The organism is Hafnia psychrotolerans, from assembly GCF_014639435.1.
In the GTDB taxonomy this organism is placed as follows: Bacteria; Pseudomonadota; Gammaproteobacteria; order Enterobacterales; family Enterobacteriaceae; genus Ewingella; species Ewingella psychrotolerans.
This window is the reverse complement of sequence record NZ_BMFZ01000004.1, coordinates 141,953-158,382: the sequence shown is the minus strand read 5'-3', so window position 1 is coordinate 158,382 and position 16,430 is coordinate 141,953. Positions and strand designations below refer to the sequence as shown.

16 protein-coding genes are annotated in these 16,430 nt (G+C 51.6%); 13 read left to right on the top strand and 3 right to left on the bottom strand.

Annotated elements, in window-relative coordinates:
• Positions 1-2 precede the first annotated feature (2 nt).
• From IEV89_RS09075 to IEV89_RS09055, 5 genes are all read left to right on the top strand, one after another.
• On the top strand, positions 3-1,301 hold the full coding sequence (locus IEV89_RS09075) for a maltoporin (protein ID WP_188472717.1): 1,299 nt from the start codon (positions 3-5) through the stop codon (positions 1,299-1,301).
• Between the two features lie 156 nt (positions 1,302-1,457).
• Complete coding sequence (gene malM / locus IEV89_RS09070) at positions 1,458-2,372, top strand: maltose operon protein MalM (protein WP_188472715.1); 915 nt, start codon at positions 1,458-1,460, stop codon at positions 2,370-2,372.
• 250 nt (positions 2,373-2,622) lie between these two features.
• Positions 2,623-3,261, top strand: a complete 639-nt coding sequence (locus tag IEV89_RS09065; protein ID WP_188472713.1) for an RpiB/LacA/LacB family sugar-phosphate isomerase — start codon at positions 2,623-2,625, stop codon at positions 3,259-3,261.
• A gap of 97 nt (positions 3,262-3,358) precedes the next feature.
• Positions 3,359-4,060 carry an acid phosphatase gene (locus tag IEV89_RS09060; protein WP_188472711.1) on the top strand — a complete coding sequence of 234 codons (702 nt, stop codon included), beginning with the start codon at positions 3,359-3,361 and terminating at the stop codon, positions 4,058-4,060.
• 494 nt (positions 4,061-4,554) lie between these two features.
• The gene (locus tag IEV89_RS09055; protein ID WP_188472709.1) at positions 4,555-4,806 is read left to right on the top strand and encodes a helix-turn-helix domain-containing protein; all 252 of its coding nucleotides are present in this window, start codon (positions 4,555-4,557) and stop codon (positions 4,804-4,806) included.
• Positions 4,807-4,966: 160 nt separating this feature from the next.
• Here the strand turns inward: IEV89_RS09055 and IEV89_RS09050 are convergent, their stop codons facing one another.
• On the bottom strand, positions 4,967-5,920 hold the full coding sequence (locus tag IEV89_RS09050) for a LacI family DNA-binding transcriptional regulator (protein ID WP_188472707.1): 954 nt from the start codon (positions 5,918-5,920) through the stop codon (positions 4,967-4,969).
• 297 nt (positions 5,921-6,217) lie between these two features.
• On the opposite strand from IEV89_RS09050, the gene IEV89_RS09045 reads away from it, so the two are divergent.
• The 7 genes from IEV89_RS09045 (at position 6,218) to IEV89_RS09015 (ending at position 13,392) form a co-directional block, all read left to right on the top strand.
• Positions 6,218-6,532 carry a PTS sugar transporter subunit IIB gene (locus IEV89_RS09045; protein WP_188472705.1) on the top strand — a complete coding sequence of 105 codons (315 nt, stop codon included), beginning with the start codon at positions 6,218-6,220 and terminating at the stop codon, positions 6,530-6,532.
• Positions 6,533-6,544: 12 nt separating this feature from the next.
• On the top strand, positions 6,545-7,873 hold the full coding sequence (locus IEV89_RS09040) for a PTS sugar transporter subunit IIC (RefSeq protein ID WP_188472703.1): 1,329 nt from the start codon (positions 6,545-6,547) through the stop codon (positions 7,871-7,873).
• 20 nt (positions 7,874-7,893) lie between these two features.
• Positions 7,894-9,297, top strand: coding sequence for a 6-phospho-beta-glucosidase GmuD (gene gmuD, locus IEV89_RS09035; protein ID WP_188472700.1), 1,404 nt, complete (start codon positions 7,894-7,896; stop codon positions 9,295-9,297).
• Positions 9,290-9,595 (top strand): PTS lactose/cellobiose transporter subunit IIA, encoded by a 306-nt coding sequence (locus IEV89_RS09030; RefSeq protein ID WP_188472698.1) that lies wholly within the window; start codon positions 9,290-9,292, stop codon positions 9,593-9,595. The genes gmuD and IEV89_RS09030 overlap by 8 nt, the downstream gene beginning before the upstream one ends.
• A gap of 218 nt (positions 9,596-9,813) precedes the next feature.
• A complete protein-coding gene (locus tag IEV89_RS09025) occupies positions 9,814-11,244 on the top strand; it encodes a carbohydrate porin (protein ID WP_188472696.1) in 1,431 nt (476 codons plus the stop codon).
• A 339-nt stretch (positions 11,245-11,583) separates the two neighbouring features.
• A complete protein-coding gene (gene fraE / locus IEV89_RS09020; protein ID WP_188472694.1) occupies positions 11,584-12,627 on the top strand; it encodes a fructose-asparagine asparaginase in 1,044 nt (347 codons plus the stop codon).
• Between the two features lie 225 nt (positions 12,628-12,852).
• Positions 12,853-13,392: a DUF2058 domain-containing protein gene (locus IEV89_RS09015; RefSeq protein ID WP_188472692.1), complete on the top strand. Its 540-nt coding sequence runs from the start codon at positions 12,853-12,855 to the stop codon at positions 13,390-13,392.
• A gap of 116 nt (positions 13,393-13,508) precedes the next feature.
• Here the strand turns inward: IEV89_RS09015 and IEV89_RS09010 are convergent, their stop codons facing one another.
• Both IEV89_RS09010 and IEV89_RS09005 read right to left on the bottom strand, forming a co-directional pair.
• Positions 13,509-14,207: an RluA family pseudouridine synthase gene (locus tag IEV89_RS09010; RefSeq protein ID WP_188472691.1), complete on the bottom strand. Its 699-nt coding sequence runs from the start codon at positions 14,205-14,207 to the stop codon at positions 13,509-13,511.
• A gap of 229 nt (positions 14,208-14,436) precedes the next feature.
• A complete protein-coding gene (locus IEV89_RS09005) occupies positions 14,437-15,375 on the bottom strand; it encodes an AraC family transcriptional regulator (protein WP_188472689.1) in 939 nt (312 codons plus the stop codon).
• 108 nt (positions 15,376-15,483) lie between these two features.
• Here IEV89_RS09005 and IEV89_RS09000 point away from each other — a divergent pair, with 108 nt between their 5' ends.
• Positions 15,484-16,335: an oxidoreductase gene (locus IEV89_RS09000; protein ID WP_188472687.1), complete on the top strand. Its 852-nt coding sequence runs from the start codon at positions 15,484-15,486 to the stop codon at positions 16,333-16,335.
• The last annotated feature ends 95 nt before the right edge of the window (positions 16,336-16,430 follow it).

The window sequence follows — 16,430 nt, the reverse complement described above, 5'->3', positions numbered from 1 at the left end:
AAATGATGATCACAATGCGTAATTCCTCTCTGGCGCTGGCAGTGGCTGCTGGCATCCTTTCTACACAAGCAATGGCGGTTGATTTCACCGGTTACGCGCGTTCTGGCATTGGCTGGACCGGCAGTGGCGGTGAGCAGCAATGTTTCAAAGCAACCGGTGCTGAAAGTAAATACCGTTTGGGTAACGAATGCGAAACCTATGCCGAATTACGGCTTGGGCAGGAAGTATGGAAAGAAGGGGATAAGAGCTTCTACTTCAACACGAACGTCGCCTATTCCGTATCACAGCAGAACGACTGGGAGTCAACCGATCCGGCTTTCCGTGAAGCGAATGTCTTAGGTAAAAACCTGATCGACTGGCTGCCTGGCTCGACCCTTTGGGCCGGTAAGCGTTTCTACCAGCGTCATGACGTCCACATGATCGACTTCTACTACTGGGATATTTCCGGTCCGGGCGCGGGTCTGGAAGATGTTGACCTGGGCTTCGGTAAACTGTCGGTAGCGGCAACGCGTAACACCGAAAGCGGCGGCTCTTACGGCTATATCGCTGACCAGCGTGACGAAATGCCGACCTCCAACGACGTCTTTGACGTACGTCTGGCGGGGTTGAATCTGAACCCAGGTGGTGTGCTGGAACTGGGTGTCGACTACGGGCGTGCGAATGCGCGCAGCGGTTATTCACTGGCTGACGATGCCACCAAAGACGGTGTCATGCTGACCGCAGAACATACGCAAAGCATCTATAACGGCTATAACAAATTTGTGCTGCAGTACGCGACGGACTCGATGACCGATCCTTCCACCGGTGCGGCCACCGGCCACTCTAATGGTGCAAGCATCAACAACGATGGCAAGATGATTCGCGTGATTGACCACGGTGCCATCGACTTCAACGACACCTGGGGTCTGATGTATGTGGCGATGTATCAGGATATTGATCGTGACAACAATAACGGCACCACCTGGTACACCGTGGGTGTGCGCCCAATGTACAAATGGACGCCAATCATGAGCACCTTGCTGGAAGTCGGTTACGACAACGTGAAATCCCAGCGTACCAGCGATACCAACGGACAGTACAAAGTCACGCTGGCGCAACAGTGGCAAGCGGGCGACAGCATCTGGTCACGTCCGGCCATTCGTGTCTTTGCAACCTATGCAAAATGGGATGAGAAATGGGGCTACGACACTGACAGTGGCGTAAACAACGGTCTGGCCATGAACGACACCAGCACAAGAACCTTCAGCCGTGGCAATGACGACGAAGTGACGTTCGGTGCACAAATGGAAATCTGGTGGTGATCCTCTTCGTCCTTTGAGCCGCAGATATGTTGGCTGCTTGTGACTCGAAGGATTTAGACGGTTATGTGCTCCAGTTTAGAAATAGAAAAGATGTGCTGGCTGGCGTGACGCTTCGGCTGACCGCCAGCCTTCATGGTGATTCAAAAGGAAATAACGATGAAAAAAAATCTGCTGTCACTGTGTCTGTCACTGAGCCTGATGGCTGCCACACCGGCAATGGTGAATGCGGCGCAACATGATGCGTCGGTTGCGCCGGTGATTTCGGCCCAGACCTTACATAAATTGTCGTGGACGCCGCTGGTTCCGCCAGTGACGCAGGATGTGACGCTGGGTACGTCCAGCGCTGAAATTAATCAGGGTGAGATTCAGGGCGCGGTGGGTGCCTTTGCGCTGCCAGCGGACCGGGGATCGCTGGAAATTACCCTGACCAGCATCGCGACCGGTAAAACCCTGTATGCACCGAACGTGCTGGTGCTGGACGAACAGATGCGCCCGGCGGCCTATTATCCGTCGAGCTACTTCCCGTATGAAAAACCCGGTATTGTCTCCAGTGATCGTCTGGAAGGCTCGCTGAAACTGACACCCGCGTTGGGGCAGAAACAAATTTACCTGCTGGTGTACACCACCAAACAAGACCTGGCGTCCACCACGCTGATGAGCAACCCGGCGAAAGCCTTTGCGGCGGGTGTCGGTAATGCTGTGCCGGATATCCCGGATCCGGTGGCTCGCCATACCCCCACTGGCACGTTGAGTATCAAAGTTCGTGCCGAGCAAAAATCAGGCAATATCATGATTGGTCAGATGCTGGACAATATTAATGGCAACACCAGTACGCCAGCCGCGACACCGATTATTGTCGGTCAGCAAACTGCGCCAGCGCGAAGCGAGCCAGCCGCATCGGCAAAACCGGCAGAACCTATGCTGTCTGATTCCGAAACCTACTTTAACCAGGCGATCAAGCAAGCGGTGAAAGCCGGTGACGTTGATAAAGCGCTAAAACTGCTGGATGAAGCGGAGCGTCTGGGTTCGAAAACAGCCCGTAAAACCTTTATCCAAAGCGTGAAGCCGTAATTTTCAGCGCCTTGTTCTCTTAGCGGCTTCGCCTATTAAAGAGAGCCGCCCATTTGAACCCTCTTCTAAACAGCAGAGGGTTCTTTTTTTTGCACACCTTAACTCATGCTCCGGCATCGACAGGATTCGGCGGCACAACGGGCTTATGAAGGCCGTTTTTGCGAGTAACATCACGCAATAGTCCTGTCTAAAATTTCATAAAACGCTATCATTATAAAAATGAAATGGTGTTTTATTATTTGGAGTGAAGATGAAAATTGCATTGATGATGGAAAATAGCCAGGCCGCCAAGAACGCCGCCGTGTTGAAAGAGTTGAAAACCGTGGCAGATGAGAAATCCTATCCGGTTTACAACGTCGGCATGAGTGATGAGCAGGATCATCATCTGACCTACATTCATCTCGGCATCATGGCCAGCATTCTGCTTAACGCAAAAGCGGTGGATTTTGTGGTTACCGGCTGCGGTACCGGGCAGGGTGCGATGATGTCGCTGAATATTCATCCTGGCGTGATTTGCGGTTACTGCATTGATCCGGCGGATGCTTACCTGTTTGCTCAGATTAACAACGGCAATGCACTGTCGTTGCCGTTCGCCAAAGGCTACGGCTGGGGCGCGGAGCTGAATGTCCGCTTCATTTTCGAGAAAGCCTTTACGGGCGAGAAAGGCGAAGGCTATCCGGCTGACCGTAAAGAACCGCAAGTCCGTAACGCAGGAATACTCAATCAAGTCAAAGCCGCCGTGGTGAAAGATAACTATCTCGACACCCTGCGCGCCATTGATCAGAGCCTGGTGAAAACGGCTGTCAGTGGTCCTCGTTTCCAAAAATGCCTGTTTGAGAACGGCCAGAATAAAGACATTGAAGATTTTGTTCGCTCGTTGCTCGGTTAGATTCACCCGCGCCCCGCCGTCTGGCGGGGCGATGTCATAACGCGGTCACACTGACACATTACTCTGCTGATATCCCAACAATATCAGGAGCACTCTCTTGCGTAAGTCCCTTGTTGCACTCCTCTTTTTAACCTTTACCTCCGCTGCGTTTACCGTGCAGGCTGCAGAAGAAGCCAAGCCATTTATCACCAGCAAAGAGGTTGATCTTACTCAATATCTGCCTGCACCACCGGCGAATGACTCAGAACAAACCAAAGCCGAGCTGAAAGAGTTGCTGATGATTCAGGCCAGCCGCACGCCTGAACAAGAGAAAGCCGCGATTGCCGATGCGCAGGAAAACGTCTGGCGTTTTGCCGACGTGATGGGCCCTGAATTTACCGCCGAGAAATTGCCAAAAGTGGCCGCGCTGTTTGAACGTGTCGTCGCGACCGAAGATGTGGTGGATGACTCTGCCAAGAAGTTTTTCAACCGTCCGCGTCCGTACATGTTGGATGAGCAAATCCATCCGCTGCTAAAAAAATCCAAATCGGGTTCATGGCCGTCCGGTCATTCCACCTTAGGCTACCTGATGGCAACCGTACTGGCCGACATGGTGCCGGAAAAACGCAATGAGCTGTTCAGCCGCGCCGCCGTCTATGCTGAAAACCGCCTGGTGGCCGGTTTCCATTACCGTTCTGACACGGTAATGAGCCGCACCGGTGCCGCACTGATCGCCCAAAAGATGGCCGAACAGCCAGAATTCCAGACGGAATTCGACGCGGCCAAAGCAGAATTACGGGGTCAGATGGGGTTGAAGTAGAGGTTGAGTCGTGAGATGTGACGAGTCAGAAGGCTGCCAGCTCGGCGGCCTTTTTATTTTCTACCATTCACTGGAATCGATCTCGCAAAACGTATTTCGCTTACTTGGTTACCTAGGGGGGATTCTGTATAGTTCACTTGCTGCGGCAAAATCTGCAGCCGGGATTATCAACCTGTAGGCTTTTCTACTGGCGACACTAAACGCATTCAAAACGCGGACTTAGTGGCGATGCTTTAGCATACCCGTTACTTGCTTGATTTTTATACAATGCTTGTAATGTTCTATGGTGGCTCAGGCGAGGCTGACTTCGGTCAGGCCGGTATTCCAGTAGAGCCGGTGTTGATAACCTCGTCTGGGCTACCACCCAAGAGATTATCAACTCTGGTGGTCGCTTCTACTTAATCTATTGGAAGCTGCATCATGAAAAAAACATCCCATAGCCCGACCTTCCTGCCATTCCTCAACTTATCTTCTGTGACTGACGGTGGTGCACAATGAAAATCAAACCCGACTGGCACCCCGCTGACATCATTGCCGGGCTGCGTAAACAGGGCACCACGTTGGCCGCGCTGTCGCGTGACTCTGGTTTATCTTCATCAACCCTTGCTAATGCACTCAACCGCCCATGGCCAAAAGGGGAACGCCTGATTGCCGAGGCGTTAAAAGTGAAACCCAGTGAGATCTGGCCCAGCCGTTATTATGACGAGAAGTTAGATAAGGTGATTGAGCGGAAAGAAAGGAGCTGATGAAGGGGTTATCTCAATTCGCTTGAGTCCAACGTGTTAGAGATTGAAGCGCTGCACGATAAACACCATAAAAAAGAGCGATCCAATACGGGTAAGCCTACGCCTGAACCGTATTGGATACATCCCCCCGACCACCTGGACTGCCCGGTGTCGTCACGGCTTAACGCTTGCGAACATCAGGAATGATCAAATCCCCGCGCAAGACATATGAGCCAAGCATGGTTTGTGTTTTTTCCGTCAGCCAGCTGACAATCCGTGCCGCCATCGCATCCATGGAATACTCAATGGAGGGAATGGTCGGGATACCCGGAAGATCGAGTGAGCCGGCCAGGCTGAAGATCATAATATCGGCCGGGACAACTTTATTAAACGCTTGCAGTTGCGCGATCACCTGCTGTGCTTCTTGCTCGTCGGCGACCAGTAGCGCATTAAAGTTGACGGTGGTGGCATTATTGAGCAGCACCTGCACCGCCACCGAGGACGAGGTGGCCCCCATAAAGACCAGGTTGCGATTAAACGGCAGGAAGTTGTTTTCCAGCGCCAGCTTATAACCCAGCAGCACTTGATCGGCATAGCCGTTGGTACCTGGATGGATCAGGGCGATTTGTCGTCTTCCCTGGCTAATCAGATAATTACAGGCCGTTTCTGCGGCAAAGGCGTGATCAAACTGAATGCTGTGGGGGGTGTCGGCATCGATACAGTCGACCAGAATGACATTGCTGTCCGTGAGATTGAGCGGGAAACGTGCACCGATAATCAATACGTCATCACACAATCCGCAGGCCAACTCGTCCAATGCGTTCATCACGGCCGCTTTGCTGTTGGCAAAACGCAACAGCAGGTGCTTCTGATGCTGGCTGAGGTATTTTTCCAGCGCATACAGATACCCGGTGGTTTGATTGATATTGTCCTGTGCGCAAATCACCCCGATGCAGCCCGTCGACTGACTCAGTAATGACTGGGCGATCACATTGGGACGGTATTTTAGCTCATCCGCAGCCTTGAGCACCGCCAGACGGCTGGCTTCTTTAACACCGCGTGATCCACTTAACACCCGAGAAACGGTGGCTTTGGATACCCCGGCCAATCGCGATACATCATTGATTGTTGACATTTTTCTTCCTTAAAACGCCCAATATATCAGCGTGAAAACTCGAACCATAATGACGTGAAAAACCGCCAGCGTCAGTATAACTGTTTTCTTTTTTTCATGGAAACCGAATATCCAAATCATCTCAAACCCGATCTGGTGCTGCCGAAATAATGTGATGCAAACCCGAAAAAAAACCCTTTCATAGATTCATTTATGATGAATCTCACAGTTCTGTGGGTTACGAATGGAAAACGGTTTCCCTATAGTGTCCAATTATTTCCGTATTCACGTTTGATTACATGTTGAGGACGGTTGTCGATGTTCAAAATAATGCTGTGCTGTTCGGCCGGAATGTCCACCAGCATGCTGGTGCGTAAAATGTTGGAAGAGGCCAATCAAAGGGGGTTAGCGGTCGAAATCGAGGCCTATGGCGTCTCGGAGTTCGATACGCAGTTTCCGCAATATCAGGTGGTGCTGCTGGGCCCTCAGGTTAAATATATGCTGAAAACACTGTCAGAAAAGGCTGCCACCCGCGGCATTCCCGTTCAGTCCATTGATCCGATGGACTACGGCATGCAGCGCGGTGACAAAGTACTGGACTATGCTCTCTCGCTGATTAACGCGGTGCACTAAAAAGGTGTTCATATGAGTTCTTTATATCAGTCAATGGTTGCCATTATTGAGCAATCCATCACCCCGCTGGCAGGCCGTCTGGGTCAGCAAAAATACGTTATTGCTATTCGCGATGGTTTCACCGCCGCGCTGCCGTTTATGATTATCGGCTCGTTTATGCTGGTTTTCATTTTCCCGCCGTTCTCCGCTGAGAGTACCAACGGGTTTGCCCGTGGCTGGCTGGATTTTTCACTGGCCTATCGTGATCAACTGATGCTGCCGTTTAACCTGAGCATGGGGGTGATGACCTTCTTCATCTCGGTGGGCGTGGGCGCCAGCCTCGGACGGCAATTTAATTTGGACCCGATCATGTCCGGCATGCTGGCGTTTATGGCTTTCTTGCTGGTTGCTGCACCCTATGCCGACGGTCAGATCTCGACGGAGTATCTCTCTGGTCAGGGCATTTTCACCTCGCTGATCACCGCGATTTACTCAACGCATGTCTACGTCTGGCTGAAAAAGAACAACATTACGATCCGTTTACCGAAAGAGGTGCCTACCGGCGTTGCGCGCTCGTTTGAGATCCTGATCCCGGTGTTGGTAGTGATAGGGACTCTGCATCCGTTGAATCTGTTTATCGAAGCGCAAACCGGGATGATCATTCCGCAGGCCATTATGCATCTGCTTGCGCCGCTGGTCTCTGCGTCGGATTCGCTGCCTGCCATTCTTCTGTCGGTGTTGATGTGCCAGATTTTCTGGTTTGCTGGCATCCACGGTTCGCTGATTGTTACCGGCATTATGAACCCGTTCTGGATGGCGAACCTGTCAGCCAACCAGGCTGCACTGGCGGCCGGCTCCGTGCTGCCACACATCTATCTGCAAGGTTTCTGGGACCACTATCTGCTGATTGGCGGTGTGGGTTCGACACTGCCACTGGCGTTCTTGCTGCTGCGTAGCCGGGTTGCCCACTTGCGGACCATCGGCAAAATGGGCGTGGTGCCGAGCTTCTTTAACATCAATGAGCCGATCCTGTTTGGCGCACCGATCATTATGAACCCGATACTGTTTATCCCATTCGTGTTTGTCCCTTTGGTCAACGCCTGCCTCGCCTATGGTGCGACCCGGCTCGGCTGGCTGGCACAAGTGGTCTCGCTGACGCCGTGGACCACGCCGGCACCCATCGGGGCTTCCTGGGCGGCTAACTGGGCATTAAGCCCGGTTGTAATGTGCCTGGTTTGCATGGTGATGTCCGCTCTGATGTACCTGCCATTCTTGCGGGCTTACGAGCGCTCTTTGCTGATAACCGAACAGCAGAAAGCACAAGGCGCCGCGCCGCTGACCGGAACTGCCAGCAGCAACTGATTGATAAGGAGAGTTGAGCCATGAAATACACATTTCCTGAACACTTTTGGTGGGGTAGCGCCAGCTCGGCGCTGCAAACCGAAGGAGGAAGCCAGTTGGGAGCCCGAGGTGAAACCACCTGGGATGTCTGGTACAGCCAGCAGCCAACGCGCTTTCATCAGCAGGTGGGGCCACAGGATACGTCAACTTTTTACCAGCACTGGCGCGAGGATATCGCGCTGCTGAAGCAACTGAATCACAACAGTTTTCGCACCTCTCTTAGCTGGGCGCGACTGATCCCGGACGGCTCCGGGGACGTGGATCCGCAGGCCGTCGCGTTTTATAACAGCGTGATTGATGAGCTATTGGCGCAGGGCATTCAGCCGTTTATTACCCTGTTTCACTTCGACATGCCGAGAGTGATGCAGGAGCTGGGCGGTTGGGAAAACCGTGAGGTGGTCGCCGCATTTAGCCGCTATGCGACTCTCTGTTTTGAACTGTTCGGTGATCGGGTACGGCACTGGTTCACCTTTAATGAGCCCATCGTGCCGGTGGAAGGTGGCTATCTGTATGATTTCCACTATCCCAACGTGGTGGATTTTAAACGGGCAGCGACGGTGGCCTATCACACCGTGCTGGCTCATGCCTCAGCGGTGCGGGCGTTTCGTGTCGGGGAATACGCGGGGGAGATTGGCATTGTGCTGAACCTTACCCCGTCTTACCCGAGATCGCAAAATCCGGCGGATTTGACGGCGGCACACCACGCTGATCTGCTGTTTAACCGCAGTTTTCTTGACCCGGTGCTGCACGGCGAGTATCCGGCCGACCTGGTGGCGTTGCTAAAACACTGGGATCAACTTCCCGCCTGTCAGCCGGAAGACAAGGCGATGATCGCTGAGGGTAAGATTGACCTGCTGGGCATTAATTATTATCAGCCACGACGGGTCAAGTGTCGTGACAGCGCCGTGAATCTGCAATCGCCGTTTATGCCGGAATGGTTATTCGACAACTACGAAATGCCCGGGCGCAAAATGAATCCCTATCGCGGTTGGGAAATTTATGAACCCGGTATTTACGATATTTTGACTAATTTACGTGTCAATTATGGTAATCCGCGCTGCTTTATTTCTGAAAATGGAATGGGCGTTGAAGATGAACAGCGCTTTGTTGAGAACGGCCAAATTAACGACAGCTATCGTATTGAGTTTATTTCCGGCCATCTTAAATGGCTGCATAAAGGCATTAACGAAGGCTGTCAGTGCCTTGGTTATCACATGTGGACATTTATTGATAACTGGTCATGGTGCAATGCCTATAAAAATCGCTACGGCTTTGTGCAATTAGATCTCGCCACTCAGCGACGCACCGTGAAGAAAAGTGGTGAATGGTTTGCGGCGACCTCAGCAGCCAATGGTTTTGAAGATAAGGACAGTGATCATGATTGAATTAGAAAATGCGGTAATGGAAATTATCGTTAATGCCGGGCAGTCACGTAGCCTTTGCTTTGAAGCGCTGCACGCGGCGCGCGAAGGCAATATTGCTAAAGCGAAGGCGCTGTTGCTGGAGGCCGATGGCTTCTCGCGTCAGGCGCATCAGATGCAAACAAAGTTGATTGAACAGGATGCTGGCGAAGGCCGACAGCCGATGACGTTAATTATGGTGCATGCTCAGGACCATTTGATGACGTCATTATTGGCGCGTGAGTTGTCGGAAGAAATCATTCACCTTTATCAGCGAACATAATAGACGGTTAATCATAGCAAAGGAGAAATAACCACCAGAAGAGCTTAATGAATCTGTACCTACATTAATTATAAAAAATCAGCTTATATTGGTGGCGGGATATCTATCATCCCAACCAGAATGAGCAGGTTATTATCTAAATAACATTTAACTCACGCGATATTCTTTGCGCGGCTTTCTATCGCGCAAAGAGTGGCGTGTGCGACATTGAGATAATGATGAAAATATATAATCAATTACCCGTTGCCCTGGCGGTGATGGCAGCGCTTTGCTCTGGATCTGTACTGGCACAAGAATTTACTCAGGAACAAATCGACGCGATTGTGGCTAAAGCTGTTGATAAAGCGCTGGCAGAACGCCAGGTAAAAATTGATAACGCCGTCGATAACGCGCTGGCAGAGCGTCAGGCAAAAATCGATAACGCCGTGGCGAAAAAAGCGGATGTGATCACCGAACCACAAACGACCGCGCAGTCGCCGGATATGGCGATTCCGTTTGGCGTGCAGTTCACTGGCTATGCGCGTTACGGCGCGCAGTTTCAGGGCGGTGACCAGAAGTTTGTTGGCGTTGATGGTTCCTATAACGGTTCTTCGGCGATAGGCCGACTGGGCAACGAAGGCAACGGTGGTGAATTCCAGCTATCCAAAGCGTTTAAAGGCAATAACGGCGCGATCTGGGACATCAACGTGATGCTCGACCACTGGGGCGATGAGGTCAATCTCAAGAAAGCCTATGCTGGCGTGACCAATTTGTTCGAGTCCAACCCGAATGCGTATTTGTGGGCGGGTCGCGATTTCCACCAACGTCCACAGCAGGGGATCAACGACTATTTCTGGATGAATCACGACGGCCAGGGCGCTGGGGTGAAGAACTTTGATATGGGCGGCGTGAAGTTTGACGTGGCGACGGTGGCCTCCGTCGAGTCCTGTGATCCGGAAATAACCGAAGATGGCGCTAACCCATCGCGAATTAGCTGTACTGGCGGTTCGGGTACCGGGGATAAAGGCAACTATGCGCTAACCTCAAAAATACATGGCATGAAGGTCGGCCCACTGGATGTGGAGGTTTACGCCAATTATGGCTTTGATTCCAAAGCTATTGATAGCGACGCGCGTCTGAAGGCCTGGCAGGGCGGCTTGGTATTGAGTCATACCAGAGAGAATGGCGTAAATAAATTGATCACGCGTTACTCTAATAATTCAGATAACAGCGTGTTCAACAAAACCGATGAGCTAACGACGATCTATACCAGCTTCGAGGGGAATTATAAGTTCACCCAGCAGACGCAGGTTGAATATCTGTTGGCCTTCCATGATTACTCGAACAAGGCCGACGGCACCGATGACCGCCGCAACTATAATGCGATTGTGCGTCCGATGTACTGGTGGAACGACGTCCATTCAACCTGGCTGGAAATGGGCTATCAGCGTGTAGATTACGATCAGGGCGGCGATAACAACGGCTGGAAAGTCACGCTGTCGCAGAACGTTTCGATCGCGATGGGGCCAGAATTCCGCCCAATGCTGCGCTTCTATGTCACGGGAGGTGAGGTCGATAATAAACGTACCGCACGGGTCAATGGCACGGACGACGACAATACCAACCTGGACTCGCTTAACGTTGGCGCGATGTGGGAAGCCTGGTTCTAATCGCCGGTTATTCGGGGTGGCTGCGGGTGGGCCACCCCGAATCGATAAGACATCGTCATCGCACCGCTATGATCACTCACCTGAGTGCATGTTGGTGTCGTTTTAAGTCCGGGAGAATCGGTCACTTCAGCGTAAACCTCATTGGCACACTCAACGGTCGCTGCGCCGTTTTTGTCTCCATGTCTGTGCACTATTTTGGAGCGGTCGATCATAAAACGCTCACACAAATACCCAGTGAGTGATTTTTTGGTATACATTTCGTGCAAAAACAATGGCATTGATTTTGCAGTACATAGCCGAGTGTCTACCTCATCATCATCCTCCTGGAGAACGTTCATAATGAGATTGAATGCATTTTTGGCAACCGTATTACTGGTCATGAGTACGTGCGCGTTAAGCGCGACCAAAACACCTCATATCGTCATATTGGCAACGGGCGGAACCATTGCCGGTTCGGCCGCCAGTAATACCCAAACCACAGGCTATAAAGCCGGCGCACTGGGTGTGGACACCCTGATTAATGCGGTGCCAGAAATGAAGAAGATTGCCGACGTAACGGGTGAGCAAATTGCCAATATTGGCAGTGAGAACATGACCAGTGACATCATTCTTAAACTGTCTCAGCGTGTAAACGCGCTTTTAGCGCGGGATGATGTTGATGGTGTAGTGATTACGCATGGCACTGATACTCTGGATGAAACCCCCTATTTTCTTAACCTAACGGTGAAAAGTAATAAGCCGGTGGTGTTTACCGCATCGATGCGTCCTGCGACGGCGATCAGTGCGGATGGTCCGATGAACCTGTTAGACGCGGTGACGGTGGCCGCCGATCCTGATGCCAAAGGTCGGGGTGTCATGGTGGTGCTGAATGACCGAATCGGTGCTGCACGGTTTATGACCAAAACCAATGCCACGACACTCGATACCTTTAAGGCACCGGAAGAGGGTTATCTCGGGGTGATTGTGGGAGGTAAACCACAATTTGAAACACGCGTCGATAAAATCCATACTCTGCGTTCAGTGTTCGACGTGCGCAACGTTAAAAAACTGCCACAAGTGGTCATCATTTATGGTTACCAGGACGATCCTGAATATTTTTATGATGCTGCCATTGCCCATCACGCAGATGGTATCGTGTATGCGGGGACCGGTGCGGGTTCGGTGTCCGTGCGCAGCGATGCGGGCATTAGAAAAGCGGAGAAAGCGGGCATTATCGTGGTGCGAGCATCGCGCACCGGCAGTGGTGTGGTTCCCCCGGATGCCGGGCAGCCGGGCCTTGTTTCAGACTCTCTTAATCCGGCCAAAGCGCGTATTTTGCTGATGACGGCGCTAACCCAGACGCACAACCCTGAACTGATCCAGCAATACTTCCATACTTACTAACTCATATGCTCTGCCGCCTTATGGCAGCAATAAGGCGGCCATTCTTTCAGTTCATGCCCCGCGATTTGTCATGCAGCAATACCAACACGCGGGACCTGGACCCATCAATCATAACGTCTCTTCACCCGCGTAGCCGAGACCGAATCATCAGGTCCTGCAATCTGGTACAGCCTCAAAAATTACAGGTATAATCCCACCCATTATTCAACGGGTTTAGAAACGAAAATGACAAAACTTACCTTACAAGAGCAGATGCTAAAAGCTGGATTAGTCAGCAGCAAAAAAATGGCCAAAGTCCAAAGAACGGCTAAAAAGTCACGTGCTCAGGCGCGTGAGGCAAGAGAGGCGGTGGAAGAAAATAAGAAAGTACAACTTGAGCGTGATAAACAGCTAGGCGAACAACAAAGACAAGCTGCTTTAGCTAAAGAATATAAAGCTCAGGTGAAGCAGCTGATTGAAATTAACAAAATCGACATTTCCAAAGGCGATATTGATTTTAACTTCACCGATAATAATTTAATAAAAAAAGTCACGGTGGATAAGCTGACTCAAACTCAGCTGATTAGTGGTCGTCTCGCCATTGCTCGGTTGGTGGTTGATCACAGCGGCGAGGTTAAATACGCGATTATCCCCGCGAGCGTAGCCGATAAAATTGCGCAGCGAGATGCGAGCAGTATTGTATTAAATAGTGCGCTGAGTCAGGAAGCGCAAGATGAAGAAGATCCGTATGCCGACTTTAAAGTACCCGATGATTTGATGTGGTAATTAACGGTTACCGATGTCGGGTTTTACGATCAAAGTCATCTGATGACGCCTTTTGGTATGCACTTGGCACCACGCCGAGCGTCTGCGCGGCGGCAGCGTGACCGCGACTTTCGCTTTCAGAACGGGCTGGCATGACGGGCTTTGATCGACTCTTGGCTGATAGGATGAACAAAATGCAGTTCACTGGCGTGCAGCATCAGCCGTGGCGTCCGTTCGGTACCTGGCAGCAGGCGACCGCCATACAGGTCACAGCCCAAAATAGGGTGGCCCAGCCGTTGACAGTGGAGGCGCAGTTGATGAGTGCGCCCGGTTTCCGGGGTTAGCTGTACCCGCGTCAATGGCAGTAACGTCTTGTCTTCCAACTCATGGTAAAAGCGTTCAATGACTCGATAGCCGGAGCGAGCAGGCTTACCGTGGATTGCGCAAATCGACATCAGCGGAAACAGCGCCGGATCTTTGGCAATCGCTGCGTCTATCACGCCTTCGTTATCTTCCAGATGTCCGCAGAGCAATGCGCTGTACACTTTGGTCACTGTACGCTGGCTGAACTGTTGGCAGAGCGCAGCATTTATCACCTTATTGCGGGCAATCACCATCAGCCCGGAAGTCCCGAAATCAAGGCGATGGACCAAGGTGCAACCGGGGTATATCTGCACCAGCCGATAATGCACCGAATCAAGATTTTGCGGGTTTTTCCCCGAGAGGCTGAGCAACCCGGCGGGTTTATTGATCACCACCAGGTGCTCGTCCTGATACAGCGTCTCGATCTTGTCATGGCACGGCGGGGCAATAAAGGTATCGACAATCTTAGACATCAGGCTACCCGGAGAGAGAGTGGGAGCGGATGATAACGAATTTTAAGCGGGCTGACGAATCAGACTGTTGGCTTAACGGCGCGACGGCTGACAACCTGTCACGCCGATGACGACGCCAGGTTATGGCGCGGTTTTATATGTGGCCCGTGTGCTGCATCCATCGGTTGGACTCACCGCCAAACGCGGGCGTTGCCCACTTCGCGGCGTGTTAACCCATGAAAGACAAGGTTTAATGTGACGACACAAATTCTGATGCTTGCTGCGCTGGGGGGACGGCGAAGTGACTCTGCATGCGTTTTATTTCTGCGGCGGGAGGCAAACCAAATAAGCGTTTGAACTCGCGGTTAAACTGAGAGGCGCTTTGATAGCCAACCGCATAACAGGCTGCGATGACCGTTATCTCCTGACGTACCATTAACATCCGTGCCTGATGCAAACGCACAGACTTCAGGTATTGCATCGGCGACTGGTGAGTGATGCTTTTGAAGTGGGTGTGAAAAGTGGGCACGCTCATCCCGGCTACCGCGGCCAGCTGGCTCAGATTGAGAGGACGCACATAATATGAATGAATATAGCGAAGCGCTTTTCCTACTTTGCCAAACTGTCCCTGTAGGTTCAGGGCGGCCCGCAATGCGCTGCCCTGAGGGCCCGTCAGCACGCGATAATAAATTTCACGTATCAGTGACTGGCCGAGCATGGCCGCATCCAGTGGATGACTCAGTACCTTAAGAAAACGCAGTATCACCTCACGTAAATTCTCATCCATCGGGCTGGACATCATGCTTTGCGCCGCCCTTGCTTCAAAGGGGACAGCCTGTTGTTCCAACTGCAACATTAACTCAGCGGCAAGGTTGAAATCCAGATGCATATAGATTGCCAACAGCGGATGCTGCTCGGATGCGGCGGTTTCCATGGTAAATGGAACCGGTACTGACACCGCCAGATAGTGCTGCTCATCATAAAGATAAATTTGATCGCCAAAAAAACCGCGCTTCGAACCCTGGCAGACGATAACAATTCCCGGATCATACAATACTGGCGTACGTGCCAGCGGACGATCGGATCGCAGGATGCGGACATCAGGCAGGGCAGTGAGGTTGTAGCCTTCCTGCGGTGCAAACATTTTAAGCTGACGCACCATTTCCTGTTGTAAATTTTCATTCGTCATAAAATTCCGACCTCATAAGATTGGGCAATAAAACCATAAGATAAGGTCTTATAAACAACCAGTACCGAGAATATCATGCACTTCCAATGTATTCACGGAGAGTCGTCAATGTCCAATCCTAAAACGATATTAATTACCGGAGTGTCCAGCGGTTTTGGCCGTGCGCTGGCGCAGGTTGCGTTAGCTCGTCACTATCGGGTCGTCGGCACAGTACGCAATACCCCGGCGAAAATCGCGTTTGAAGCTTTACATGCGAATAATGCCTTTGCATACGAACTGGATGTCACCCATTTTGCGGATATCGATGCCGTCATTTCTGATGCTGAAGCCCGAATCGGTCCGATTGATGTGCTGGTAAATAATGCCGGCTATGGGCATGAAGGCGTCATGGAAGAATCCTCTCTTGAAGACATGCGCCGTCAGTTTGATGTCAACGTATTTGGTGCCGTGGCGATGATCAAAGCATTATTACCATTGATGCGACAGCGGCGTCGCGGTCATATCATCAATATCACTTCAATGGGCGGTTTTATTACCCTGCCCGGCATCAGCTATTACTGCGGCAGCAAGTTTGCACTGGAAGGAATATCAGAGACATTAAGCAAAGAGCTTGCACCTTTTAATATCCATGTGACCGCCGTGGCCCCGGGTTCGTTTCGCACCGACTGGGCGGGTCGCTCGATGGTACGAAGCGCTCGCAGTATCCCGGACTATGATGCGTTATTCGATCCCATTCGCCAGGCGCGTGAGGAAAAAAGCGGTAAACAATCCGGCGACCCGATTAAAGCGGCGCACGCGATGTTGGCGTTGATTGAAAACCAGAGTCCACCAACGCATTTGTTGTTAGGCAGCGATGCGTTAAATTTAGTGCGGCAAAAGCTTGCAGCATTGAGTCAGGAAATCGATCAATGGGAGAACGTAACAAGATCGACAGATAGCGGATCGTTGTCTGATTTATAGGGTGTATCCGGTATTACGTTCGTTTTTCGCTGTGAGTTCAACCTGCTAATCAACGGCCTTCAGCCTAGTGTTGACCTTAATGTCAACGCTAGGCC

Coding starts and splice junctions, on each gene's coding strand:
- IEV89_RS09075 (WP_188472717.1), top strand. CDS start 3: ATGATGATCACAATGCGTAATTCCTCTCTGGCGCTGGCAGTGGCTGCT.
- malM (WP_188472715.1), top strand. CDS start 1,458: ATGAAAAAAAATCTGCTGTCACTGTGTCTGTCACTGAGCCTGATGGCT.
- IEV89_RS09065 (WP_188472713.1), top strand. CDS start 2,623: ATGAAAATTGCATTGATGATGGAAAATAGCCAGGCCGCCAAGAACGCC.
- IEV89_RS09055 (WP_188472709.1), top strand. CDS start 4,555: ATGAAAATCAAACCCGACTGGCACCCCGCTGACATCATTGCCGGGCTG.
- IEV89_RS09050 (WP_188472707.1), bottom strand. CDS start 5,920: ATGTCAACAATCAATGATGTATCGCGATTGGCCGGGGTATCCAAAGCC.
- IEV89_RS09045 (WP_188472705.1), top strand. CDS start 6,218: ATGTTCAAAATAATGCTGTGCTGTTCGGCCGGAATGTCCACCAGCATG.
- IEV89_RS09040 (WP_188472703.1), top strand. CDS start 6,545: ATGAGTTCTTTATATCAGTCAATGGTTGCCATTATTGAGCAATCCATC.
- gmuD (WP_188472700.1), top strand. CDS start 7,894: ATGAAATACACATTTCCTGAACACTTTTGGTGGGGTAGCGCCAGCTCG.
- IEV89_RS09030 (WP_188472698.1), top strand. CDS start 9,290: ATGATTGAATTAGAAAATGCGGTAATGGAAATTATCGTTAATGCCGGG.
- IEV89_RS09025 (WP_188472696.1), top strand. CDS start 9,814: ATGAAAATATATAATCAATTACCCGTTGCCCTGGCGGTGATGGCAGCG.
- fraE (WP_188472694.1), top strand. CDS start 11,584: ATGAGATTGAATGCATTTTTGGCAACCGTATTACTGGTCATGAGTACG.
- IEV89_RS09015 (WP_188472692.1), top strand. CDS start 12,853: ATGACAAAACTTACCTTACAAGAGCAGATGCTAAAAGCTGGATTAGTC.
- IEV89_RS09010 (WP_188472691.1), bottom strand. CDS start 14,207: ATGTCTAAGATTGTCGATACCTTTATTGCCCCGCCGTGCCATGACAAG.
- IEV89_RS09005 (WP_188472689.1), bottom strand. CDS start 15,375: ATGACGAATGAAAATTTACAACAGGAAATGGTGCGTCAGCTTAAAATG.
- IEV89_RS09000 (WP_188472687.1), top strand. CDS start 15,484: ATGTCCAATCCTAAAACGATATTAATTACCGGAGTGTCCAGCGGTTTT.